We start from the raw sequence: 22,652 nt of genomic DNA, 5'->3' as shown, positions 1-22,652 counted from the left end.
TCCGGGGATAACCTGCCATGCGGACGTGACGCGCGTGTTGATCCACGATGCGCCCGGCGCCTGGGTGGGCCGCAAGGCCGTACATCTGCGTACCCGCCCAGCGCCGACGACCCGCAGCGAAGATCCTGCCGTGGCACGCTCGTAGAGACACATTCCGCGACCACGAACAAGGACAAACACGTGGACCTGTTCGAGTACCAGGCGAGGGACCTCTTCGCCAAGCACGGTGTACCCGTGCTTGACGGCGATGTCATCGAGACCGCCGCAGACGCTGCCGCCATCGCGGAGCGCTTCGGCGGCCGAGCCGTCGTCAAGGCTCAGGTGAAGGTGGGTGGCCGAGGCAAGGCCGGTGGCGTGAAGCTCGCGTCCGACCCGCAGGACGCCGTGGCCAAGGCCGAGGCGATCCTCGGTATGGACATCAAGGGCCACACCGTCCACAAGGTGATGCTGGCGCAGACCGCGGACATCAAGGAGGAGTACTACGTCTCCTTCCTGCTCGACCGCACCAACCGCACCTTCCTGGCCATGGCCAGCGTCGAGGGCGGCGTGGAGATCGAGGTCGTGGCCGAGGAGAACCCGGACGCGCTCGCCAAGATCCCGGTGGACGCCAACGAGGGCGTGACCCCGGAGAAGGCCGCCGAGATCGTCGCCGCCGCGAAGTTCCCGGCCGAGATCGCCGACCAGGTCGCCGACGTCCTGCAGAAGCTCTGGGTCGTCTTCGTCAAGGAGGACGCCCTCCTGGTCGAGGTCAACCCGCTGATCAAGTCCGGCGACGGCAAGATCATCGCGCTGGACGGCAAGGTCTCCCTCGACGAGAACGCCGAGTTCCGCCAGCCGGAGCACGAGGCGCTCGAGGACAAGGCCGCCGCCAACCCGCTGGAGGCCGCGGCCAAGGCGAAGGGCCTGAACTACGTCAAGCTCGACGGCCAGGTCGGCATCATCGGCAACGGCGCGGGCCTCGTCATGAGCACCCTGGACGTCGTCGCGTACGCCGGTGAGAACCACGGCGGCGTGAAGCCGGCCAACTTCCTCGACATCGGCGGCGGCGCGTCCGCCGAGGTGATGGCGAACGGCCTGGAGATCATCCTGGGCGACACCGACGTCAAGTCGGTCTTCGTCAACGTCTTCGGCGGCATCACCGCGTGCGACGCGGTCGCCAACGGCATCGTGCAGGCCCTCGCGCTCCTGGAGAGCAAGGGCGAGGCCGTCACCAAGCCGCTGGTCGTCCGCCTGGACGGCAACAACGCCGAGCTGGGTCGTCAGATCCTGACCGACGCCAACCACCCGCTGGTGCAGCAGGTGGACACCATGGACGGCGCCGCCGACCGCGCCGCCGAGCTGGCCAACAAGTAAGGAAGGGGACTTAACACCATGGCTATCTTCCTTACCAAGGACAGCAAGGTCATCGTCCAGGGCATGACCGGCTCCGAGGGCATGAAGCACACCCGCCGCATGCTCGCCTCCGGCACCCAGATCGTCGGCGGCGTGAACCCGCGCAAGGCCGGCACCACCGTGGACGTGGACGGCACCGAGGTCCCGGTGTTCGGCACCGTGGTCGAGGCGATGGAGAAGACCGGTGCCGACGTCACCGTCATCTTCGTCCCGCCGGCGTTCACCAAGTCCGCCGTGGTCGAGGCGATCGACGCCGAGATCGGCCTCGCCGTGGTCATCACCGAGGGCGTTCCGGTGCACGACACCGCCGCGTTCTGGGCCCACGCCGGCGCCAAGGGCAACAAGACCCGCATCATCGGCCCGAACTGCCCCGGCCTGATCAGCCCCGGACAGTCCAACGCGGGCATCATCCCGGCCAACATCACCGGCCCGGGCAAGATCGGTCTGGTGTCGAAGTCCGGCACCCTGACCTACCAGCTCATGTACGAGCTGCGCGACCTCGGCTTCTCCTCCGCGGTGGGTATCGGCGGTGACCCGGTCATCGGCACCACCCACATCGACGCCCTCAAGGCGTTCCAGGAGGACCCGGAGACCGAGCTGATCGTGATGATCGGCGAGATCGGCGGCGACGCCGAGGAGCGTGCCGCGGCCTACATCGCCGAGCACGTCACCAAGCCGGTCGTCGGCTACGTCGCGGGCTTCACCGCGCCCGAGGGCAAGACCATGGGCCACGCCGGCGCCATCGTCTCCGGCTCCTCCGGCACCGCCCAGGCGAAGAAGGAGGCCCTGGAGGCCGCCGGTGTCAAGGTCGGCAAGACGCCGTCCGAGACCGCCCGCCTGGCCCGCGAGCTGATCGCCGCCGCCAAGTAAGGCGACATCGCTTCGGCACGAAGGCGCCGTCCACCGAGAGGTGGGCGGCGCCTTCGGCGTTCGCCGGGCCGGATCAGACCCGGCCCGGGCGGCACCGGGTGAACGGGACGCAGTCCTTGGCCAGCGGCGGCGGCAGCGGGCGGGGCGCCGTCAGGGGGAGCAGCAGCGGGCGGTGCGCCGTGAACGGGCCGGGCGGCAGGGCGTCGGCACTGCCCGGGTCGTCGGTGTCGTCGGGCCGGTCGTCGGACGGCTCCACCGACGGCAGCACCCGGGCCGGCGGGCCGACCAGGCGCGCCGGTACGCCCGGCGTCGGGCCGCACCACGGCGTGCGCAGGCCCGGGGCGCCGGCCGGTGCTGCCGGACCCGCGCTGCCGGAGCCCGCCGCCGTGCAGGCCGTCGCGTCCGGCAGGTCCGGACGCAGCAGATCGGCCGGGCCCACCCCGAGCAGGGTGGTCGCCACGGCGGTGCCCACCGCCACCGTCAGCGCCGCCGCCGCGCCCGTGAGCAGACCGGTGCGCAGCCGGCTGTCCGCGACCAGCAGGGCCGGGGAGGGCAGCCGGGGGCCCGGGCAGCCGTGCACCGCCGCGTTGTGCAGCAGTTCGCCGAGTCGCTCCACGAACTCCGGGTCGTCCGGGTCGGGGCCGACCAGCGCCGGGACCTCCCGGGCCAGCGACGCCCGGGCCGAACGCACCCGGGCCTCCGCCGCGGCCGTGCTCGACTCCACCTCCAGCGCCAGCCGCTCCACCGACAGCCCCAGCGTGTCGTGCAGCACCAGCGCCCGGCGGCGCGGCCGGGACAGCCGCTGCAGGGCCTTCAGCAGCGCCCGGTCCTGGGGCGTCAGCCGGGTCGGCGGCTCCGGGACGACCGGCTCGGCGACCTTGATCCGGCGACGCGCCCGCAGCACCCGGGCCCGGCGCGGCCCGCCCCGGTGCCACGGCGACAGCGCCAGGTCGAACGCCTCCGACCGCACCCACCCCTCCGGGTCCGCCCCCGCCGACACCTCCTCCCAGCGCCGGCCGGCCGCCCCCAGCGCGAGGTGCACGCAGTGCACGGCACGGTGCCGGTGGCCGGTCAGCAGGAAGGTCTGCTGCACCAGCCGGGTGTGCACCAGCGCGGCGAAGTCGGCGAACCCGGCGGGGGCCTCGACCGGGCCGTCGGGAGCCGGGCTCTTCCCCGCGGGCCCGGGCTCCGGGCGGCGCGCGGGGTCGGCCGTCGTCGTCGGCACCGGTGCGGGTGAATCCGTGTCGGCGGGGGTGTCGGACGTCGCGCTGACACCCGTCGTCGATCCGGGTGAACTTCCGGCGCGCCTGCGTTTCTGCCGCCGGGGCGAACCGGGCGGGGGCGAGTCGGGCGGGGACGAGTCGGGCGGGGGCGAGGCGTCGGCCGCGGTGTCCGGCACGGACTCGGCCTCGGGAGCCGTCTCCGCCGCGGCCGCGGCCGGTGCCGCCGGGGCGGCGGTGAGGGCGGCGGCCTCCGCGAGGGTGCGGGCGCCGAGTTTGCGGGCGGCGCGGTTGAGGTGGGCACGGGCGGCGCCGGGGGAGACGCCGAGGTCGCGGGCCAGGGTACGCAGGTCGTCGCCGGCGGCGAACCGGGCCAGCGCCTGGGCCTCGCGCGGGGACAGCCGGCGCACCAGGTGCGCGGCGTCCTTGCGGGTGCGGGGCGCGTCTCCGGTGGTGCGCCCGGGCCCGGCGGTCGAAGGTGAAGTCACCGCGCTCCTCCGCTGCGAATCCGTCCCGTCGATAGGCACATGTACTGATAATCCGGGACACGGCGAAGGTTTGCGCGATGACACCCCGTAACGCGCGGCCTTGGCAGCATGTGGCCCATGACGCAGCTGATGGGCCGTCCGATCCTCGGCCTGCCGAGCGAACTCGACAGTCGTTCCCCCCTCGCCGATCTGCTCGCCGGAGTCCGCACCGCGCTGCTCACCCTGTCGGTGGTCGCCGTCCCGGTGTTCGGCCTGTGGGTGCTGGCCCCCTACGGCGACGACTCGGCGCAGGGCGCGGCCAGGACGGCGTTCGGACTCTGGCTGCTCGGCCACGGCGCACCGCTCGGCCGGGGCCCCGGGGCCGTGCCGGTGACCGTCACCCCGCTGCTGCTCACGATCGTCGTCTCGGTGCTGGTGGTCCGCGCCGGGCGACGGGTGGCCCGGCGCGCCCGGGGGCGCGGATTCGTCCGCTGGCGCTCCCCGCTGGCCATGTACGCCGGATACCAGCTGGTCGCGGCCGTCGCGGTCGCCCAGTGCGGCGACCCGGAGGCCGCGCTGCGCTCCCGACCGGTACTGGACCTGCTGGCCGTCGCGGCCCTGACAGCCGCCACGTTCGGCTACGGGCTCTGGGCCGGACTCGGCCGGCCCGGCGGGCTGCCGCGGCCGCCACTGCCCCCCGCGATCTGGCCGGCCGACGGCGCCGAGACCGCCGCGCTGCGGGCCCTGGCCGGGTGGGCGGCGGCGCTCACGGCCGGCGGCGGAGCGGTGTTCGCGGCGGCGATGCTGCTCGGCTCGGCCGGACAGAGCGCGCAACGCCTCGGCGGCGACACCGCCGGCTGGCTCGGAATGCTGCTGGCCTGCCTGGCCCTCGTACCCAACGCACTGCTCTGGGCGGCGGGCTACGCGCTCGGCCCCGGCTTCACCGTCGGCGCCGGCAGCCACGCCGGACCGTTCGGCACCCGGCTCGGCGTCGTCCCCGACTTCCCGCTGCTCGCCGTCCTGCCCGACCGCCGCGGCCCGGACTGGCACCTGCTGGCCTGCGCGGTCCCCGCCGCCGCCGCGATCGTCGCCGCGCTACTGCTGGGCCGCGCCGCCACCCGCTGGAGCGCCCCGCAGACCGCCGGCGTCGCCACCGCCACCGCCCTCGCCGCCGCCCCGCTCGGACTCCTGGCCGGCTGGTCCTGCGGAGGCGCGCTCGGCGCCCGACGCATGGCCGAACTCGGCCCGGTGCCCTGGCAGTTCGGCCTGTCCCAGAGCGCCTGGCTGCTGGCCGTCTCCCTCCCGGCCACCCTGCTCGCCCGCTGGTGCCACACCTACGACGGACCCGGCCCGACGGTACGCGCCCGAGCCGGCGCCTACCGGCTGGTGCGCCGCCTGGCGCCATAGCCCCCGCCCGCCCGCCCACCCGTGACCCCGCCGCCGACGTTGACCCAACGCAACCCGCTGCGCGGGGCTGGGGCAGTTCGCTGTGCGGGGCTGGGGTGGGAGGGGAGTGGGTGAACCCCGGACATTCCGCTGCGCGGGGCTGGGGGCGGGAGAGGAACAGGCGCAGCCGGGACGTTCCGCTGCGCGGGGTCCGGCGGGACGGGAGTGGGCGAAGCCCGGCCAGGGCGCCGGGCCGGCATGGGGGCGGGAGAGAGGAACGGGCGCAGAGGCATTCCGCTGCGCAGGGGCTGGGCTGGGAGGGGAGTGGGTGGCCCCTGGAGCATCCGCTGTGCGGGCCCCTCACCCCGCGCAGCGGACAGCTCCGCCTCCGCCCATTCGCGTCCTGCCGAGCCCCGCGCAGCGGAATGCCCTTCGACCACCCGCTCGCGTTCCGCCGAGCCCCGCGCAGCGGACAGTCACGCCTCCGCCCACTCGTGTCCCGCCGAGCCCCGCGCAGCGGGACGGCGGTGGGGTCACGGGTGGGTGGGCGGGCGCAGGGGTCAGGCGTCGTGGCGGTGCAGGGCGTACTGGCCCGCCGCCGCGGCGATCGCCGTCCACAGGGTCATCAGCAGCAGTCCGGTGCCGTGGCCGTAGTGGACGTCGGGGGCGTCGTGGAGGCGGGTCGCGTAGAGGCCGGCGCGGTCGGGGAGGAACTGGGCGATCTCGCGGACGCCGGGGATCGCGGTCAGGGCGGTGGTGCCGAGGAAGATCAGGGGGGAGAGCAGGCCGAGTGCGGCGGTCTGGTTGCGCAGCACGGTGGTCAGTGCGAGGCACAGGACCAGGAGGAGCGGGTGGTAGAGCACTCCGGCGGCGAGTGCCCGCCAGGTGCCGGGGGCGGTCAGGTCGAGGCCGACGGTGGCGGCGGTGGCGGCGAGTTGGCCGGCCACGGTGAGGAGCCCGACGGCGAGGCCGAGGGCTGCGCCGAGCAGGAGCTTGCCGCGGTAGAAGCGGGCCCGGTCGGGGACGGCGGCCAGTGAGCCGGCGAGGGTGCCGGAGGCGTACTCCTGGCCGATCAGCAGGATGCCCAGGCAGACCACGGCGACCTGGCCGAAGTTGAGGCCGAAGTAGAGGCCTTCCATGGGGTCCTCGGTGAGGGAGGTGTCGGTGCGGCCGTAGGCGAACTGGACGGCGGCGGTGATGCCGGCGCTCAGTGCGACGGCCACCAGGGGGGTCGTCCACAGCGAGCGCAGGGTGGTGAACTTCGTCCATTCGGCGCGCAGGGGGTAGGTGCTCATGCCGTCACCGCCCGGTACTCGACGGTGTCCGCGGTCATCCGCATGAAGGCTTCCTCCAGTGAGTCGTGGGTGACGGACAGTTCGACCAGCGCGACCCGGCGGGACGCGGCCAGTGCGCCGAGCTCGCCCGGGTCGGCGTCCGGCACGTCGTAGCCGCCGTCGCCGAGCGGCACCGCCGCGGGGTGGGTCTCGGCGAGCAGCGCGGTCAGCGCGGCGGGGTCGACGGCCCGGACCCGGGTCCGGCGGCGGCCGTGCTCGGTGAGGAACGCGGCGGTGGAGGTGTCGGCGAGCAGCCGGCCCCGGCCGATCACCACCAGGTGGTCGGCGGTCTGCGCCATCTCCGCCATCAGGTGCGAGGAGACCAGGACGGCGCGGCCCTCGTCGGCGAGTCGGCGCAGCAGGGTCCGGATCCACCGGATGCCTTCGGCGTCCAGGCCGTTGACCGGTTCGTCCAGCAGCAGTGCGGCCGGGTCGCCGAGCAGTGCGGCGGCGATGCCCAGGCGTTGGCGCATGCCGAGCGAGAAGGTGCGGATCCGGCGGTGGGCGGCGTCGGTGAGGCCGACCAGGGCGAGCACCTCGTCGATCCGGCGGGCGGGCAGGTGGTGCGAGGCGGCGATCCAGCGCAGGTGGCCGGTGGCGGTGCGGCCGCCGTGCACGGCCTGGGCGTTGAGCAGGGCGCCGACCCGGCGCAGCGGTTCGGTGAGCCGCTGGTAGGGCAGGCCGTCGATCAGGGCCTCGCCGGCGGTGGGCCGGTCCAGGCCGAGCACCGTCCGCAGGGTGGTGGACTTGCCCGCGCCGTTCGGCCCGAGGAAGCCGGTGACCCGGCCCGCCGCCACCCGGAAGCTGAGACCGTCCACGGCGCGGCGCTCCCCGTACGCCTTGGTCAGGTCGCGAATCTCGATCACGGTGGGTGCTCCTCCCTCGGGTTCTTCGTGACACCCAGTCAACCCGGCGGGCGGGGCGCGGCAGATCCCGCCGGGGAGTGGTTCGCCTCCCTCTCGGGAGGGAGGCCGCGGCGGGCGGGGGCGGGGGAGGATGGCGGGGTGCCCGCCCTGTTCGCTCCGCTGCTGCTGCCCGCCACCTGGGCCCGACTGCTGCACCTGTCGGTCGGCCTGGTGTTCGCCGGGATCGTGGTGCTGGTCTACCCGGGGACGGAGGGCGTCTCGACCGGGCGGGCGCTGCTGCTGAGCGGCGCGGTCGACGTGTCGCTGCTGTGTCTGGTCGCGCTGGTGCCGGCGGTGCGGCGGGCGGAGGGCGTGCAGGCGCGGCTGCTGCTGGTGCCGGCGCGCGAGGAGTCGATCGGCGTGGCGCCGTCGGCGGGTTGGGCGGACCGCGGGCGGACGGCGCTGTGGCTGGTCGCCCGGGTGGCGCTGGGCGCCGCGGTGGGTGCGCCGACGGTCGCGGCGTTCGGCGCGGCCACCCGGTGGCCGGTGCTCGCGGCGCCGGTGCTGTTCGCCCTGCTGTGGCTGCTGGTGTTCGCCGGTCGGCTCCAACTCGCTTTGGCCGAGCGGCTGTTGGGGCCGTCGGCGACGGAGCGGCTGGCCGCGGCGGAGCTGCGTGCGGAGCGGCTGCTGGAGCGCAACCGGCTGGCCCGCGAACTGCACGACTCGATCGGCCACGCGCTGACCGTGACGGTGCTGCAGGCGGGCGCGGCCCGGGAGGTCGCCGATCCGGCGTTCCGGGAGCGGGCGCTGGAGGCGATCGAGACCACTGGCCGCCGCGCGCTGGACGACCTGGAGCGGATGCTGGTGCTGCTGCGCGAGGCCCCGGAGGGCGCCGCCACCGAGCAGCCGGGCCTGGACCGGGTCGAGGAGCTGTTCGCCGCCGCGCGCGCCGCCGGCAGCCCCGTCGACGCCGAACTGGACGTCCGGGCGGGCGAGTTGCCGGGCGTGCTGTCCCGCGAGGCGTACCGGATCGTCCAGGAGGGCGTCACCAACGCGCTGCGGCACGCCCCCGGCGCGCCGATCCGCGTCCGGGCCGTGGTCACGGTCGGCGAGCTGACGCTCTCCTGTCGCAACTCCCTTACTGGAAAGGGGAGTTCGCGCAGGGTCGGCGGCAAGGGCCTGCGCGGCGTCCGGGAGCGCGCGGTGCTGCTCGGCGGCGAGTGCGAGGCCGGCCCGGACGGCCCGGACTGGGCGCTGCGGGTGCGGCTGCCGCTACGGTTGGGCCGGTGACGGTGATCAAGGTGCTGCTGGTCGACGACGAGGAGCTGATCCGGGCCGGCCTGCGCGCCGTGCTGGACGCCCAGGACGGCATCGAAGTGGTCGGCGAGGCCGAGGACGGCGCCGAGGCCCTCGGCCTGGTCCGCACGCTGCGCCCCGACGTGGTGCTGATGGACGTCCGGATGCCCGGCGTGGACGGGCTGGCCGCGACCCGGGCGATCCTGCGCGGCGCGGACGGGCCGCCGAAGATCCTGGTGGTGACCACCTTCGAGGCCGACGACTACGTGTACGAGGCGCTGCGGGCCGGCGCGGACGGCTTCCTGCTCAAGCGCTCCCGCCCGGCGGAGATCGTCCAGGCGGTGCGGCTGGTCGCGGCCGGCGAGTCGCTGCTGTTCCCGGCGTCGATCCGCCGCCTCGCCGCGGCCCGGGCCCCGCACGCGGCGGACGGCGGGGCGGTGGCCCGGGCCGGGCTGACGGAGCGCGAGGGGCAGGTGCTGCGGCTGATGGCGCGCGGGCTGTCCAACGCGGAGATCGGCGCCCAGCTGCACCTGGGCGTGCAGACCGTCAAGACGCACGTCAGCAGCCTGCTCGGCAAGCTCGGCGCGCGCGACCGCACCCAGGCGGTGATCGCCGCCTACGAGTCGGGGTTCGTCGCCCCGGTCGCGGACGGGGCCTGACGGCAGGTCACTCCGCGGGGCCCTCGTAGAGGGTGGTCACCCAGGTGGGGACGTCGTTGCCGCAGCTGTGCACGCCCTCCTTGGTGATCGCGGAGTTCACGCAGTCCAGGTAGTCGTGGTACGCGAACTGCAGGGCGAACGCCCCCAGCGACATCACCAGCGCCAGGCCGCCGGTGAGCAGCGCGCTGAGCGCGGCCGGGACCTGCGGGCGGACCGGGCGCGGCGCGAACGGGTCGGAGACCGGCTCGGCGGGCGCGCGCAGCACGGTGACGGCGTACCAGACGGCGAGCAGGGCGAGCGGGAAGCTGATCCAGAACAGGCTGAACAGCGCCGTCAGCAGCGCGGCGAAACCCGACAGCAGGGCGTTGCGGGCGGCCCGGTGCGCCGGGTCGGACAGGTCGAGGCGGGGCCCCTGCGGGCCGGGCTCGGGGCGCGGGCCCCACTGCGGCGGCTGCGGGCGCTCGCCGTCCGGCGGCCCGTCCGGGCGGTCGCCGGACGCCGGGGGCTGCGGGACGCGCGGACTCCAGGGCTGGTCCGGGGCGCCGGGCGGAGGGGGCGCGAAGGGGTTGCGCTCGCCGCTGTCCTCGCCGCTGCTCATGGTGTCGGCCGTTTCTGCTCGTCGGTTGTCCGCCCGGCGGTGGGGGAGTGGGCGGTCGGTCAATGATCCCCCAACCGCTCGGCGGCTGTACGGCACCCCGCCAGAACCGGGGCCGGGCGGCCGGGAGATCCCCGTCTCAACTACGCGCGTAGCGTTGCCGGGCGGTTACAGATGGCCTCCCGCCAGCCGTTATCGTGGTGACGGTCGGCAGCTCCCGACGGTTCCCCGGATCCCGCAGCGCCGCGGGCGCCCGCGCCCGTCGACGGCTCCCGACCTGCCGCCGCCCGTAATGGCCCCACCGACGGTGGACGTACCAGCGGGCGACACGACCTACGGAGAACCGCGCCGTGGCTGCCGCTGACGCCCAAGTCTTCCCGCCCCGTACCCCCGGACCGGCCCGGCTGGTGGTGCTGGTCTCCGGCTCCGGCACCAACCTCCAGGCGCTGATCGACGCCGCCGCCGACCCCGCCTTCGGGGCGCGGATCGTCGCCGTGGGCGCCGACCGGGACGGCATCGCCGGCATCGACCGGGCCGAGAAGGCCGGTGTCCCGGTCTTCGTCGAGCGCGTCAAGGACCACGCCGACCGGGCCGCCTGGGACGCCGCGCTGACCGCCGCCGTCGCGTCGTACGAGCCCGACCTGGTGATCTCCGCCGGGTTCATGAAGATCCTCGGCCCCGCGTTCGTCGGCGCCTTCGCCGGACGCACCGTCAACACCCACCCCGCGCTGCTGCCGGCCTTCCCCGGGGCGCACGGCGTCCCCGACGCGCTCGCGTACGGCGTGAAGGTCACCGGCTGCACCGTGCACCTGGTGGACGCCGGCGTGGACACCGGGCCGATCATCGCCCAGGGCGTGGTGGAGGTCGAGGACACCGACCACGCCGACGGCGGCGAGGCGCTGCACGAGCGCATCAAGACTGTCGAGCGCAAGCTGCTCGTCGAGGTCGTGGGCCGGCTGGCCCGCGAAGGACACCGCATCGAAGACCGAAAGGTATGGATCCCGGCATGAGCGCCGCTCCCTCCGCCACTCCGCCCGTCTCCGAGAACGTACGCCCGATCCGGCGCGCGCTGATCAGCGTGTACGACAAGACCGGTCTGGAGGAGCTGGCCCAGGGCCTGCACGCCGCCGGGGTCGCCATCGTCTCCACCGGCTCCACCGCCGGCCGGATCGCCGCCGCCGGCGTCCCGGTCACCGAGGTCTCCGAGCTGACCGGCTTCCCCGAGTGCCTGGACGGCCGGGTCAAGACCCTGCACCCGCGGGTGCACGCCGGCGTCCTCGCCGACCTGCGCCTGGAGTCGCACCGCGCGCAGCTGGCCGAGCTCGGCGTCGAGCCGTTCGACCTGGTCGTGGTGAACCTGTACCCGTTCACCGCCACCGTCGCCTCCGGCGCCACCCCCGACGAGTGCGTCGAGCAGATCGACATCGGCGGCCCGTCGATGGTCCGCGCCGCCGCCAAGAACCACCCCTCGGTGGCCGTCGTGGTCGACCCGGCCCGCTACGCGGACGTGCTGACGGCCGCGCAGTCCGGCGGCTTCGACCTGCTGACCCGCAAGCGCCTGGCCGCCGCCGCGTTCGCGCACACCGCCGCGTACGACGTGGCCGTCGCCTCCTGGTTCGAGCAGTCCGGCTACACCGAGTCGGACGCTGTGTCTTCGCCGTTTCCCACCTTTCTGGGCGACACCTGGGAGCTCGGCAACGTCCTGCGCTACGGCGAGAACCCGCACCAGCAGGCCGCGCTCTACCTCGACGGCACCGGCGGCCTGGCGGGCGCGCAGCAGCTGCAGGGCAAGGAGATGTCCTACAACAACTACGTGGACACCGACGCCGCCCGCCGCGCCGCCTACGACCACGCCGGCCCCGCCGTCGCGATCATCAAGCACGCCAACCCGTGCGGCATCGCCACCGGCGCGGACGTCGCCGAGGCGCACCGCAAGGCGCACGCCTGCGACCCGGTCTCCGCGTACGGCGGCGTGATCGCCGTCAACCGCCCGGTCACCGTCGAGCTGGCCGAGCAGATCGCCCCGATCTTCACCGAGGTCGTCGTCGCCCCCGGCTACGAGGACGGCGCGCTGGAGGTGCTGACCAAGAAGAAGAACCTGCGGGTGCTGCTCGCCCCCGAGGCCCCCGCCGACAAGCTGGAGTCCCGCCGGATCTCCGGCGGCGTGCTGCTCCAGCAGGTCGACCGCGTCGACGCCGAGGGCGACGACCCGTCGACCTGGACGCTGGCCACCGGCGCGGCGCTGTCCGCCGACGAGCTCGCCGAACTCGCCTTCGCCTGGCGGGCCTGCCGGGCCGTCAAGTCCAACGCGATCCTGCTCGCCAAGGACGGCGCCTCGGTCGGCGTCGGCATGGGCCAGGTCAACCGAGTCGACTCCTGCAAGCTGGCCGTCACCCGGGCCGGCGAGCGGGCGGTCGGCTCCTACGCCGCCTCCGACGCGTTCTTCCCGTTCGCCGACGGCCTGGAGATCCTGCTCGCCGCGGGCGTCAAGGCCGTGGTCCAGCCCGGCGGTTCGATCCGCGACGAAGAGGTGATCGCCGCCGCCGAGAAGGCCGGCGTGACCATGTACTTCTCGGGGACCCGGCACTTCTTCCACTGACCGGCCGGTCCACAACGCCGAGGGCCCCGCACTCCGGAGACGGAGTGCGGGGCCCTCGGGCGTGCCCGGCGGGCGTTACTTCTTGATCACCACGGTGCCGGCGGCACGGTCGTGCCAGCCCTGCAGCTTGCCGGAGTTGTCGAAGAACGGCGACAGCCAGACCAGCAGCAGACCGATGCCGCAGACCAGGTAGCCGACCTGCGGGATGATGAAGCGGACGAAGCCGGCGCCGATGCCCGGGTTCTGGCCGGTGTTCTCCTTGACCACCCGCAGGCCCAGGGCCATCTTGCCGAGGGTCGCGCCCACCAGGCCGACCATCAGCCATTCGTAGAGCAGGTTGAAGATGCCGACCGCGGCCGCCATGCCGAAGATGGCGGCGAAGACGCCGGCCGACTGCTGGACCTGCTCGTTCGTGCAGCTCTGGTACGCCGCGGTGCCGTAGCTGTACCCGGTGCAGTCCTTGATGTCGCCCGACAGACCCAGCGCACCGGCCAGGCCCAGCGCCATCGCGATGCCGACGACCACGCCGCTGATCAGACCGTCCAGCAGGCGGGCCAGGAAGCGCTGGCCCATGGTGGCGATCCGCACCATGCCGAGGTTGGCGATGTTGATGTAGCCGTTGTTGGCCTGGATCGTGCCGGGCGCCTGCGGGTAGCCGTAGCCGTAACCGGGCTGCGGCGGCACCTGGCCCTGCGGGTAGCCGTAGCCGGGCTGCTGCACCGGCGGCGCCTGCGGGTAGCCGTAACCGGGCTGCTGCGGCGGCTGCTGCGGCTGGCCGTAGGGGTTGTTGGGGTCGGGCGGGTAGCTCATCGATGCCTCCGGGCAGGAAGGAGCGTGGACGGAACGGAAAAAACCTGGGGACGGACGGGCAGGGGACGCGCCGACTGCGTCGGAGAGTAGCGGACAGGTCCGACGGCAGGAGGATCAACGACCATCGACCGGGCCCTCCGTCCGGAGCGTCAGAATGCCGAAACGGGCCGAACTCCGAGCCCGGGCGCGGGCAGCGCCGCACCCGGCGCCGCACCGGCCGACCGCCGCCGGCGGAGCGTCAACACCTCGCCGGGCAGCGGCAGTGGACGCGTCGTCACCGGGGCGGTCGGCCCGGGGGCCACGGGGTTCATGAGGGGCTGGTGACCGCGAGGACCATCACGCCGAGTGAGATCAGCAGGGCCAGCGAGTTCAGCACGATGCCGCCGATCGCGGCGGTCCGTCCGGTGCCCCCGAGCTGCGTCGCCCGCTTCAGCCCAGAGACGCCGAAGCCCAGGCCCACCAGGCCCGATATCCCCAGGAAGAAGAAGCAGGACAGCAGGATCGCGACGAAACCGATCACCACGGACGCCGTGGCGGCGTTGTTGTTCACCGACATCGGCACGTTCGGCGGGTACGGGTGCGAAGGGTGCGCCTGCTGCGGATAGCCGTAGCCGTAACCGGGCTGCATCGGTTGAGGCGGCTGCGGCGCCTGGGGATAGCCGTAGGGCGGCTGCTGCGGCGGCGGGCCGGGCGGGCCGCCTGCCTGGCCGTAACCGCCGTACGGATCCGGCTGGTACGGATTGCTCACTTGTCGATTCCCCCGACTTGTTCGTCCCCCGTCGCCCGACGGTCCGTCACCAGGACCTGGGCGGCGGCACTTGCCCCGTCATCGTGGGCCTTGGCGCGGCGCGATGTCCAGCCACATGCAGGCCACGCGCGCGACCGTGGCACAACCGCAATCCCCCGGCACGCTCCGTGGCCGCCCGGGACGCTCCGTACAGGACCCGCCCGGCCGGGACACGGACCCCGCCCGGCGGCACGTCGCGGACCCCGGATCCGGAAGAATGGAGACATGACTGCCCAGATTCTCGATGGCAAGGCCACCGCGGCCGCGATCAAGTCCGAACTCGCCGTCCGCGTGGCGGCCCTCAAGGAACGGGGCATCGTCCCCGGCCTCGGCACCGTCCTGGTCGGCGACGACCCGGGCAGCCGGTGGTACGTCAACGGCAAGCACCGCGACTGCGCGGAGATCGGCATCGCCTCCATCCAGCGCGAGCTCCCCGCCACCGCCACCCAGGAGGACGTCGAGAACGTCGTCCGCGAGCTCAACGCCGACCCGGCCTGCACCGGCTACATCGTCCAGCTGCCGCTCCCCAAGGGCCTGGACCAGAACCGCGTGCTCGAACTCATGGACCCCGACAAGGACGCCGACGGCCTGCACCCGACCTCGCTCGGCCGCCTCGTCCTCGGCATCGACGGCCCGCTGCCCTGCACCCCGCTCGGCATCGTCGAACTGCTCCGCCGCCACGACGTCGCCATCGACGGCGCCGAGGTCGTGGTCGTCGGCCGCGGCATCACCGTCGGCCGCTCCATCGGCCTGCTGCTCACCCGCCGCAGCGAGAACGCCACCGTGACGCTGTGCCACACCGGCACCCGCGACCTCGCCTTCCACCTGCGCAAGGCCGACATCGTGGTCGCCGCCGCGGGCGTCCCGCACCTGGTCAAGCCCGAGGACGTCAAGCCCGGCGCGGCCGTGCTCGACGTCGGCGTCTCCCGCAGCGAGGGCAAGATCGTCGGCGACGTGCACCCCGGCGTCGCCGAGGTCGCCGCCTGGATCTCCCCCAACCCCGGCGGCGTCGGCCCGATGACCCGCGCGATGCTCCTCAACAACATCGTCGAGGCGGCCGAGCGCCGCGCCGGCGTCTGAGACCGGTGCCCGGCGTCATGAAGCGCGCCCGCCGCCGACCCCTCACCACGGAAGGAACCCTCCCCCCGGAGGGTTCCCGGGCGGCACTCGGCCGCGGCCACACCCTCCCGCTCCGGCAGTGGCCGATCACCCTGGTGCTCGCCGTCGCCGCCCTCGGCCTGCTCACCACCTGGGCCGGCGACTTCCGGCTCGGCCTGCTCGCCGTCGGCGTCGCACCCCTGCTCGGCGCACTGCTGCGACTCGGCCTGCCCGACGTCGGCATGCTCGCCGTCCGCAGCCGGTTCACCGACGTCACCCTGATGTTCGTCCTCGGTGGGGTGATCGTGCTGCTCACCCTGGTGGCGCAGCCCCACCCGTGGCTGAACGTGCCGATGCTCGACAACATCGGCCGGCTGATCGGGCACCCCGTGCACTGATCGGACGAGTGGCTGTCAGCAAGGTCGCGACGACGGGCAGGTCACTGCCCTGCGTCGCGATCCTGCTGACGCCCCCTCCCGCTCCGCGCAGTCACCCGCGCCCCCTCGTTGCGCGCTCCCTGGTTTCGCACCCGGTTGTGACCCTGCGATAACCTGAGCCGGGTCTCTCGACATCGAGAGATCATCCTCGGCTCCAGTGCGCCGATGTGCCTGGGGCGCCTGGCGATTTGCTGGAGAAGGTAGATATGACTCGCACCCCCGTCAACGTCACCGTTACCGGAGCGGCCGGCCAGATCGGCTACGCGCTGCTCTTCCGCATCGCCTCCGGTCACCTGCTGGGCGCCGACGTGCCGGTGAACCTGCGTCTGCTGGAGATCCCGCAGGGCGTGAAGGCCGCCGAGGGTGTCGCGATGGAGCTGGACGACTGCGCGTTCCCGCTGCTGCGCGACATCACCATCACGGACCAGGCGAACGTGGCGTTCGACGGCGCCAACGTGGCGCTGCTGGTCGGCGCCCGTCCGCGCACCGCGGGCATGGAGCGCGGCGACCTGCTGTCCGCCAACGGCGGCATCTTCGGCCCGCAGGGCAAGGCGATCAACGACAACGCCGCGGACGACATCAAGGTCCTGGTGGTCGGCAACCCGGCCAACACCAACGCCCTGATCGCCCAGCGCAACGCCCCGGACGTGCCGGCCGAGCGCTTCACCGCGATGACCCGCCTGGACCACAACCGCGCCGTCGCCCAGCTGGCGAAGAAGGCCGGCGTGACGGTCGAGGACGTCAAGAAGGTCACCATCTGGGGCAACCACTCCGCCTCCCAGTACCCGGACCTGTTCCACGCGGAGATCGCCGGCAAGGCCGCCTTCGACGCCGTCGGCGCCGACCAGGCGTGGGTCGAGAACTTCTTCATCCCGAAGGTCGCCAAGCGCGGCGCCGAGATCATCGAGGTCCGTGGCGCGTCCTCGGCCGCCTCGGCCGCCAACGCCGCCATCGACCACGTCCACACCTGGGTCACCGGCACCCCGGCCGGCGACTGGACCTCGATGGGCATCGTCTCCGACGGCTCGTACGGCGTGCCGGAGGGCCTGATCTCCTCGTTCCCGGTCACCACCAAGGACGGCAAGTTCGAGATCGTCCAGGGCCTGGACCTCTCCGAGTTCGACCGCAAGCGGATCGACGCCTCGGTCGGCGAGCTCGCCGAGGAGCGCGACGCGGTCAAGGAGCTCGGCCTCATCTGAGCGCCGCTCCGCCGCGAGTGAAGTGAACGGCCGGGCGCCCACGGGGCGCCCGGCCGTTCTCCTACACTCGGGCCGTGAGCGAAACCCTGCAGGACGCCGCGCTCGTCCTGGTGTTCATCATGCTGGGCGGGCTGTTCAACGTCGCCGAGATCGCGCTGATCTCGTTGCGCGAGGGGCAGATCCGCACCCTGGAGTCGGTCGGTTCACGGCGGGCCGCCCGGGCGGCGCACCTGGCGGCCGATCCGAACCGGTTCCTGGCCGCCGTGCAGGTCGGGGTGACCTGCATGGGCTTCCTGTCGGCGGCGTTCGGCGCGGACACGCTGGCCGGCAAGCTGGCGCCCGTGTTCGTGGAGGCGGGGCTGTCGGACGGCGTCGCGGACGCGGTGGCGCTGGTCGGGCTGACCCTGGTGATCTCCTACGCGTCGCTGGTGCTGGGCGAGTTGACGCCCAAGCGGATCGGCCTGCAGCGGGCCGAGTCGATCGCGCTGCTGGCCGCGCCGGTGGTCGACGTGATGTCGGTGGCGCTGCGCCCGGTGATCTGGCTGCTCGGCCACTCGACCAACCTGATGGTGCGCCTGCTGGGCGGCGACCCGTCCGCCGGGCGCGGGGTGATGAGCCCGGAGGAGCTCCGCGGGCTGGTCGCGTCGAACACCGAACTCGGCTCGGACGAACGTGAGTTGATCAACGAGGTGTTCGCGGCGGGGGAGCGCCAGCTGCGCGAGGTGATGGTGCCGCGCACCGAGGTGACGTTCCTGGACGCCGACCGGCTGGTGCGCGAGGTCCGGGCCGAGACCGATTCCTCGCCGCACTCCCGCTACCCGGTGGTGGAGGGCTCCTACGACGCCGTCACCGGTTTCGTGCACGTCCGCGACCTGTACGGGGTGCGCGGCGAGGAGGCCGCCCGGGTCCGTGACCTGGCCCGCCCGGTGAAGCTGCTGCCCGCGACCAAGCGGGTGCTGGAGGCGATGAGCGAGATGCGCCGCGAGGGCCACCACCTGGCCATCGTGGTCGACGAGTACGGCGGCACCGCGGGCATCGTCACGCTGGAGGACCTGGTCGAGGAGGTGGTCGGCGAGATCCGCGACGAGTACGACGCCCAGGACACCACCGCGACCCGCAGGCTGGCGGGCGGCGGCGTCGAGCTCGACGGCCTGCTGAACCTCGCCGACTTCGCCGAGGAGACCGGCTTCACGCTGCCCGAGGGCCCGTACGAGACGGTCGCCGGCTTCGTGGTGCGCGAGCTCGGCCGGCTGCCGCAGAAGGGCGACCAGGTGCTCACCGAGTCCGGCGCCCGGCTCACCGTGGCCCGGCTCGACGGGCGGCGGATCGAGCGGCTGCGGGTGAGTGCCGTCACACTGCCGAACCCGGGTGCGCAGGACGTTTCCTGAGCGGTCGGGGGAACTGGAACAATGGGCGCATGGTCAACGCAGCGGTCACCGGTCCGGTGAAGGACCGTCCTCGGGTGCTCTCCGGCATCCAGCCCACCTCAGGCTCCTTCCACCTGGGCAACTACCTCGGCGCGGTGCGCCAGTGGGTCGACATGCAGGAGGCCAACGACGCCTTCTACATGGTCGTCGACCTGCACGCGATCACCGTCGAGCAGGACCCGGCGACGCTGCGGCAGAACACCCGGGTCTCCGTCGCGCAGCTGCTCGGCGCCGGCCTGGACCCGGAGCGCTGCACCCTGTTCGTGCAGTCGCACGTGCCCGAGCACGCGCAGCTGGCCTGGGTGATGAACTGCTTCACCGGCTTCGGCGAGGCCTCCCGGATGACGCAGTTCAAGGACAAGTCCCTCAAGCAGGGCGCCGACCGCACCACCGTCGGCCTGTTCACCTACCCCGTGCTGATGGTCGCCGACGTCCTGCTCTACCAGACCCAGACCGTCCCGGTCGGTGAGGACCAGCGCCAGCACCTGGAGCTCACCCGCGACCTCGCGGAGCGCTTCAACACCCGCTACGGCAAGACCTTCACCGTCCCCGAGCCGTACATCCTGAAGGCCACCGCCAAGATCCAGGACCTGCAGGACCCGACGGCGAAGATGAGCAAGTCCGCGGCCAGCGACAAGGGCCTGATCAGCCTGCTCGACCCGCCGAAGGCCAGCGCCAAGAAGTTCAAGAGCGCCGTCACCGACACCGACACCGTGGTCACCTACGACGAGGCGAACAAGCCCGGCGTCTCCAACCTGCTGCGGATCCACTCCGCCCTCAGCGGGATGAGCATCGAGCAGCTGGTCGCGCACTTCGACGGCAAGATGTACGGCGCCCTGAAGACCGAACTGGCCGAGCTGTTCACCGACTGGGTGACCCCGTTCCAGACCCGGACCCAGGAGTACCTGGACGACCCGGCCGAGCTCGACCGGGTGCTGGCGCTGGGCGCCGAGAAGGCCCGCGCGGTGGCGTCCGAGACGCTCGCCGAGGTGTACGACCGGGTCGGCTTCCTGGCGCCGAAGCGCTGATGCCGACGGCTGCCGCCCCCGACGGCGACGGTCTCGACGAGACCGTCACCATCGGCGTGTCCATACACGTCCCGGAACCGTACGGCAGCCAGGTGCAGGACGCCCGGGCCGGCCACGGCGACCCGCAGGCCCGGGCGATACCCACCCACGTCACGCTGCTGCCGCCCACCGAGACCCGGGCCGCCCTGCTGCCCGGCATCGAGGAGCACCTGCGGGCGGTGGCGGCCGCGCAGCGCCCGTTCCGGATGCTGCTGCAGGGCAGCGGGACGTTCCGCCCGGTGTCGCCGGTGGTCTTCGTCCGGGTCGAGGAGGGCGCCCAGGAGTGCCGCGAGCTGGAGGCCGAGGTCCGCTCCGGTCCGCTGGCCCGCGAACTCGCCTTCCCGTACCACCCGCACGTCACCGTCGCGCACGGCCTGACCGACCCGGTCCTGGACGAGGCCCAGGAGCAGGCCCGGGGCTTCCGCGCGGCGTTCGAGGTCACCGAGTTCGTGCTCTCGACGTTCGGGGCGGACGCCGTCTGGCGGCCCTGGCGCGGTTACGCGTTCGGCCGAGCCTGAGGGTTCCGCCCGGGGATTCCTGGAGTTGTCTGGGAGTTCTTTGCCATTCCTTCACCTTGCCTTTCGTCGTTGTTACCGTCGAGACGAGTCATCGCGCGGCGGGAGAACCATGGCTGGCAAGCGGTCGGTGCGGACAGTTGCACGGCGTTTCGCCGGCCGGGTGCTCCGTCGGCTGGGCGTGCTGCCGCCGCCGCCCGTGCCCGCCGCCGCCCCGGACCCGCCGGTGGACCCGCGGCGGGTCCGCGAGGACGAACTGCTGGCCGCCGACCGCCGCCTGGTGCGGCACCGCGACCGGCTGGCCGAGCTCCGCGACGACCTGCTCGCCCCCCGGGCCCGCGAGGCCAACCTCGCGGCCGCCGCGGCGGCGCTGGACGCCGCCGGCGTGCCCCACCTGCTGATCCCCGACCGCGGCACCCGCCACCGGCTGGCCGTTCCCCCCGGCGGCCGGGACCGGGCGCTGGCCGCCCTCGCCGACGCCTTCCGCGGCGCCCCCGTGTACGCCGCGCTGCTCGGCCACGGCACCGTGCACGGCACCGTGCTCGCCGAGGAGCTGCCGCCCGCCGTCGCGGAGCACGAACTGCCGCCGCCGGTCGAGGCCGTCGAGGACACCGAGGCCGTCGAGGACACCGAGGACGCCGCCGAACCGGCGGAGCCCGTCGAGCTGCCCGAGCGGGTCAAGGGCGTGCGCCTGTACCGGCCGGTGGTGACCGGCAGCCGCACGCTGTACTACGGCGAGGACCACGGCTGCGACCTGGAGTTCTGGGACACCGACGGGTCGGCGCACGGCGCCGTCGCCGCGATCGACCAGACCCCGTTCGGCTGGTGGCTGCCCTCGCTGGAGGCGGCCGGCACGGTCCGGGTCGGCGACCGCGACTACCCCGTCGCGGAGCCGTTCCTGCACGCCCTGCCGGAGGACGTCCGCTTCCCGGTGGACGCCGTGATCACCTGGGTCGACGACCGCGACCCCGCCTGGCGGGCCCGCCGCGACGCCGCCCGCGCCCGGCTGTCCGGCGAATCGCGGACCGCCGCCGACGGCCCCGCCCACGACGACGGCGACCACCGCTACCGCGACCGCGACGAACTGCGGCACTGCCTGCGCTCGATCGCCATGTACGCCCCCTGGATCCGGCGGATCTTCCTGGTCACCGACGACCAGACGCCGTCCTGGCTGGACCCGTCCGCCCCCGGCCCCACCCTGGTGTCGCACCGTCGACTGCTGGACGGCGGACCGGTGTTCAACTCGCACGCGATCGAGACCGGACTGCACCGGATCCCCGGCCTGGCCGAGCACTTCCTGTACTTCAACGACGACATGTTCCTCGGCGGGCCGGTCCGCCCCGAGGACTTCTTCCTCGGCAACGGACAGCCGAAGGTCTTCCGCGACACCCGGATCGTCCCGCCGTCCGCCGGGGCCGGCTCCGCCGACGTCTACACGTCCGCCCAGCAGAACACCCGGCGGGCCCTGGAGCGCGACCACGGCCGGGTCATCACCCGGGTGCTCGCGCACGTCCCGTACGCGCTGCGGCGCAGCCTGCTGGAGGACGCCGAACGGCGCTGGCGGCCCGAGCTGGAGGCCACCGGCCGCTCCGCGTTCCGCTCCGCCGCCGACGTCGCGCCGATCACCCTGGCGCTGTACCACGCGCAGCTGCGCGGCGCCGCCGTCGACGGAACCCTCCGCCACGGGTACCTGGCGGTGGACCGCGCCGCGGACCGGGACCGGCTGGCCCGGCTGCTCGACGAGCGCGACCTGCCGGTGTTCTGCCTGGCCGACGGGGCCGGCGACGGCAGCCCCGCGGAGGAGCAGGACCGGGCGATGGCCGCGTTCCTGGCCGCGTACTTCCCGGTGCCCGGCCCCTACGAGCGGCGGGCCGGCTCAGCCGACCGCGCCGAGGGCGAGCATCCGGTCGACCAGCCGGGCGGCCGCCCCGCCGTCGTCCAGCGGGCAGAACCGCTCGCGGAACGCGCGGTAGTTCTCCCGGTACCGAGCCGGGTCGAGGTCGCGTAGCGCGGCCACCACCTGCTCGGAGCCGGTCAGCAGCGGGCCGGGGGCGTGCCGCTCGAAGTCGAAGGTGAAGCCGCGCAGCCGGTCGCGGTAGTGCTCCAGGTCGTAGGTGAAGAACAGCATCGGGCGGCCGGTCACCGCGAAGTCGAACATCACCGAGGAGTAGTCGGTGACCAGCACGTCGGCGACCAGCAGCAGGTCCTGGACGTCCGGGTAGTCGGCGACGTCGCGGACGAAGTCGTCGTCCGGCAGCGCGCCGCCGCAGTGCACGTGCGGGCGCAGCAGCAGCACGTGGTCGTGGCCGAGGGCGGCCCGGGCGGCGGCCAGGTCGAGGTGCAGGTCGACCTCGAAGCGGTCGCCGGCGCCGCGTCGGTCGTCCCGCCAGGTCGGCGCGTACAGCACCACCCGGCGGCCGGGCGGCACCCGCAGCCGGCGGCGGACGGCGGCCACCTCGTCCGGGTCGGGGCGGGCCAGCCGGTCGTTGCGCGGGTAGCCGCCCTCCAGGACCTCGCCGCGGTGGCCGAAGGAGGCGACCAGCTCCGGGGTGGCGAACGGGCTGGGCGACAGCAGCAGGCTCCACTGCGGCACCTCGCGGTCCAGCCGCTCCAGGTAGCCGTCGACGGTGGTGCGGTTCTCCGGCATGC

The 22,652-nt window shown here is 73.8% G+C and carries 20 protein-coding genes and 1 pseudogene; 14 read left to right on the top strand and 7 right to left on the bottom strand.

Annotated elements, in window-relative coordinates; all coding sequences use genetic code 11:
- The first annotated feature begins 180 nt into the window (after nucleotides 1–180).
- Together sucC and sucD are read left to right on the top strand one after the other, a co-directional pair.
- A complete protein-coding gene (sucC, locus tag IEZ12_RS08080) occupies nucleotides 181–1,353 on the top strand; it encodes an ADP-forming succinate--CoA ligase subunit beta (protein ID WP_043914455.1) in 1,173 nt (390 codons plus the stop codon).
- Nucleotides 1,354–1,371: 18 nt separating this feature from the next.
- A complete protein-coding gene (gene sucD / locus IEZ12_RS08075) occupies nucleotides 1,372–2,262 on the top strand; it encodes a succinate--CoA ligase subunit alpha (RefSeq protein ID WP_043914454.1) in 891 nt (296 codons plus the stop codon).
- A gap of 73 nt (nucleotides 2,263–2,335) precedes the next feature.
- Here sucD and IEZ12_RS39975 read toward each other — a convergent pair whose 3' ends face one another.
- On the bottom strand, nucleotides 2,336–3,970 hold the full coding sequence (locus tag IEZ12_RS39975; protein ID WP_189271440.1) for a LuxR C-terminal-related transcriptional regulator: 1,635 nt from the start codon (nucleotides 3,968–3,970) through the stop codon (nucleotides 2,336–2,338).
- A gap of 117 nt (nucleotides 3,971–4,087) precedes the next feature.
- Between IEZ12_RS39975 and IEZ12_RS08065 the strand changes: the two genes are divergently transcribed.
- The gene (locus tag IEZ12_RS08065; RefSeq protein ID WP_189271439.1) at nucleotides 4,088–5,356 is read left to right on the top strand and encodes a cell division protein PerM; all 1,269 of its coding nucleotides are present in this window, start codon (nucleotides 4,088–4,090) and stop codon (nucleotides 5,354–5,356) included.
- A 539-nt stretch (nucleotides 5,357–5,895) separates the two neighbouring features.
- On the opposite strand, the gene IEZ12_RS08060 is transcribed toward IEZ12_RS08065, so the two are convergent.
- Together IEZ12_RS08060 and IEZ12_RS08055 are read right to left on the bottom strand one after the other, a co-directional pair.
- Complete coding sequence (locus tag IEZ12_RS08060) at nucleotides 5,896–6,630, bottom strand: ABC transporter permease subunit (RefSeq protein ID WP_189271438.1); 735 nt, start codon at nucleotides 6,628–6,630, stop codon at nucleotides 5,896–5,898.
- Nucleotides 6,627–7,535 carry an ABC transporter ATP-binding protein gene (locus IEZ12_RS08055; RefSeq protein ID WP_189271437.1) on the bottom strand — a complete coding sequence of 303 codons (909 nt, stop codon included), beginning with the start codon at nucleotides 7,533–7,535 and terminating at the stop codon, nucleotides 6,627–6,629. Before IEZ12_RS08055 ends, IEZ12_RS08060 begins: the two co-directional genes overlap by 4 nt.
- Before the next feature lie 138 nt (nucleotides 7,536–7,673).
- On the opposite strand from IEZ12_RS08055, the gene IEZ12_RS08050 reads away from it, so the two are divergent.
- Nucleotides 7,674–8,804 (top strand): sensor histidine kinase, encoded by a 1,131-nt coding sequence (locus IEZ12_RS08050; RefSeq protein WP_189271436.1) that lies wholly within the window; start codon nucleotides 7,674–7,676, stop codon nucleotides 8,802–8,804.
- 2 nt (nucleotides 8,805–8,806) lie between these two features.
- On the top strand, nucleotides 8,807–9,469 hold the full coding sequence (locus tag IEZ12_RS08045) for a response regulator transcription factor (protein ID WP_100587343.1): 663 nt from the start codon (nucleotides 8,807–8,809) through the stop codon (nucleotides 9,467–9,469).
- A 7-nt stretch (nucleotides 9,470–9,476) separates the two neighbouring features.
- Here the strand turns inward: IEZ12_RS08045 and IEZ12_RS08040 are convergent, their stop codons facing one another.
- Nucleotides 9,477–10,067: an MFS transporter gene (locus IEZ12_RS08040; protein ID WP_189271435.1), complete on the bottom strand. Its 591-nt coding sequence runs from the start codon at nucleotides 10,065–10,067 to the stop codon at nucleotides 9,477–9,479.
- Nucleotides 10,068–10,414: 347 nt separating this feature from the next.
- Here IEZ12_RS08040 and purN point away from each other — a divergent pair, with 347 nt between their 5' ends.
- A complete protein-coding gene (gene purN / locus IEZ12_RS08035; RefSeq protein ID WP_189271434.1) occupies nucleotides 10,415–11,074 on the top strand; it encodes a phosphoribosylglycinamide formyltransferase in 660 nt (219 codons plus the stop codon).
- On the top strand, nucleotides 11,071–12,663 hold the full coding sequence (purH, locus tag IEZ12_RS08030; RefSeq protein WP_189271433.1) for a bifunctional phosphoribosylaminoimidazolecarboxamide formyltransferase/IMP cyclohydrolase: 1,593 nt from the start codon (nucleotides 11,071–11,073) through the stop codon (nucleotides 12,661–12,663). The genes purN and purH overlap by 4 nt, the downstream gene beginning before the upstream one ends.
- Before the next feature lie 75 nt (nucleotides 12,664–12,738).
- On the opposite strand, the gene IEZ12_RS08025 is transcribed toward purH, so the two are convergent.
- On the bottom strand, nucleotides 12,739–13,473 hold the full coding sequence (locus IEZ12_RS08025; RefSeq protein WP_189271432.1) for an RDD family protein: 735 nt from the start codon (nucleotides 13,471–13,473) through the stop codon (nucleotides 12,739–12,741).
- 307 nt (nucleotides 13,474–13,780) lie between these two features.
- Entirely contained in the window at nucleotides 13,781–14,221 is a 441-nt protein-coding gene (locus IEZ12_RS08020; protein ID WP_189271431.1) for a DUF4190 domain-containing protein, read from the bottom strand.
- A gap of 264 nt (nucleotides 14,222–14,485) precedes the next feature.
- On the opposite strand from IEZ12_RS08020, the gene IEZ12_RS08015 reads away from it, so the two are divergent.
- The 7 genes and pseudogenes from IEZ12_RS08015 to IEZ12_RS39970 all read left to right on the top strand — a co-directional run.
- Nucleotides 14,486–15,340, top strand: a complete 855-nt coding sequence (locus IEZ12_RS08015) for a bifunctional methylenetetrahydrofolate dehydrogenase/methenyltetrahydrofolate cyclohydrolase (protein ID WP_100587235.1) — start codon at nucleotides 14,486–14,488, stop codon at nucleotides 15,338–15,340.
- 17 nt (nucleotides 15,341–15,357) lie between these two features.
- Nucleotides 15,358–15,756 (top strand): DUF3017 domain-containing protein, encoded by a 399-nt coding sequence (locus tag IEZ12_RS08010; protein WP_189271430.1) that lies wholly within the window; start codon nucleotides 15,358–15,360, stop codon nucleotides 15,754–15,756.
- A gap of 245 nt (nucleotides 15,757–16,001) precedes the next feature.
- On the top strand, nucleotides 16,002–16,994 hold the full coding sequence (locus tag IEZ12_RS08005; protein WP_189271429.1) for a malate dehydrogenase: 993 nt from the start codon (nucleotides 16,002–16,004) through the stop codon (nucleotides 16,992–16,994).
- 74 nt (nucleotides 16,995–17,068) lie between these two features.
- Complete coding sequence (locus IEZ12_RS08000; RefSeq protein WP_189271428.1) at nucleotides 17,069–18,382, top strand: hemolysin family protein; 1,314 nt, start codon at nucleotides 17,069–17,071, stop codon at nucleotides 18,380–18,382.
- 29 nt (nucleotides 18,383–18,411) lie between these two features.
- The gene (trpS, locus tag IEZ12_RS07995) at nucleotides 18,412–19,449 is read left to right on the top strand and encodes a tryptophan--tRNA ligase (protein WP_189271427.1); all 1,038 of its coding nucleotides are present in this window, start codon (nucleotides 18,412–18,414) and stop codon (nucleotides 19,447–19,449) included.
- The gene (locus IEZ12_RS07990; RefSeq protein WP_189271426.1) at nucleotides 19,449–20,006 is read left to right on the top strand and encodes a 2'-5' RNA ligase family protein; all 558 of its coding nucleotides are present in this window, start codon (nucleotides 19,449–19,451) and stop codon (nucleotides 20,004–20,006) included. Before trpS ends, IEZ12_RS07990 begins: the two co-directional genes overlap by 1 nt.
- A gap of 109 nt (nucleotides 20,007–20,115) precedes the next feature.
- Nucleotides 20,116–21,831, top strand: a pseudogene (locus tag IEZ12_RS39970) (stealth family protein); the annotation flags it as partial.
- Between the two features lie 48 nt (nucleotides 21,832–21,879).
- Here IEZ12_RS39970 and IEZ12_RS37950 read toward each other — a convergent pair.
- Nucleotides 21,880–22,652, bottom strand: a 773-nt coding sequence (locus IEZ12_RS37950) for a CDP-glycerol glycerophosphotransferase family protein (RefSeq protein ID WP_229847339.1), incomplete at its 5' end; no start/stop codon positions are given.

It is taken from the genome of Kitasatospora griseola, from assembly GCF_014648555.1.
Classification (GTDB): Bacteria; Actinomycetota; Actinomycetes; order Streptomycetales; family Streptomycetaceae; genus Kitasatospora; species Kitasatospora griseola.
The sequence above is the reverse complement of the archived record's forward strand: the minus strand, read 5'-3'. Positions and strand labels throughout refer to the sequence as shown.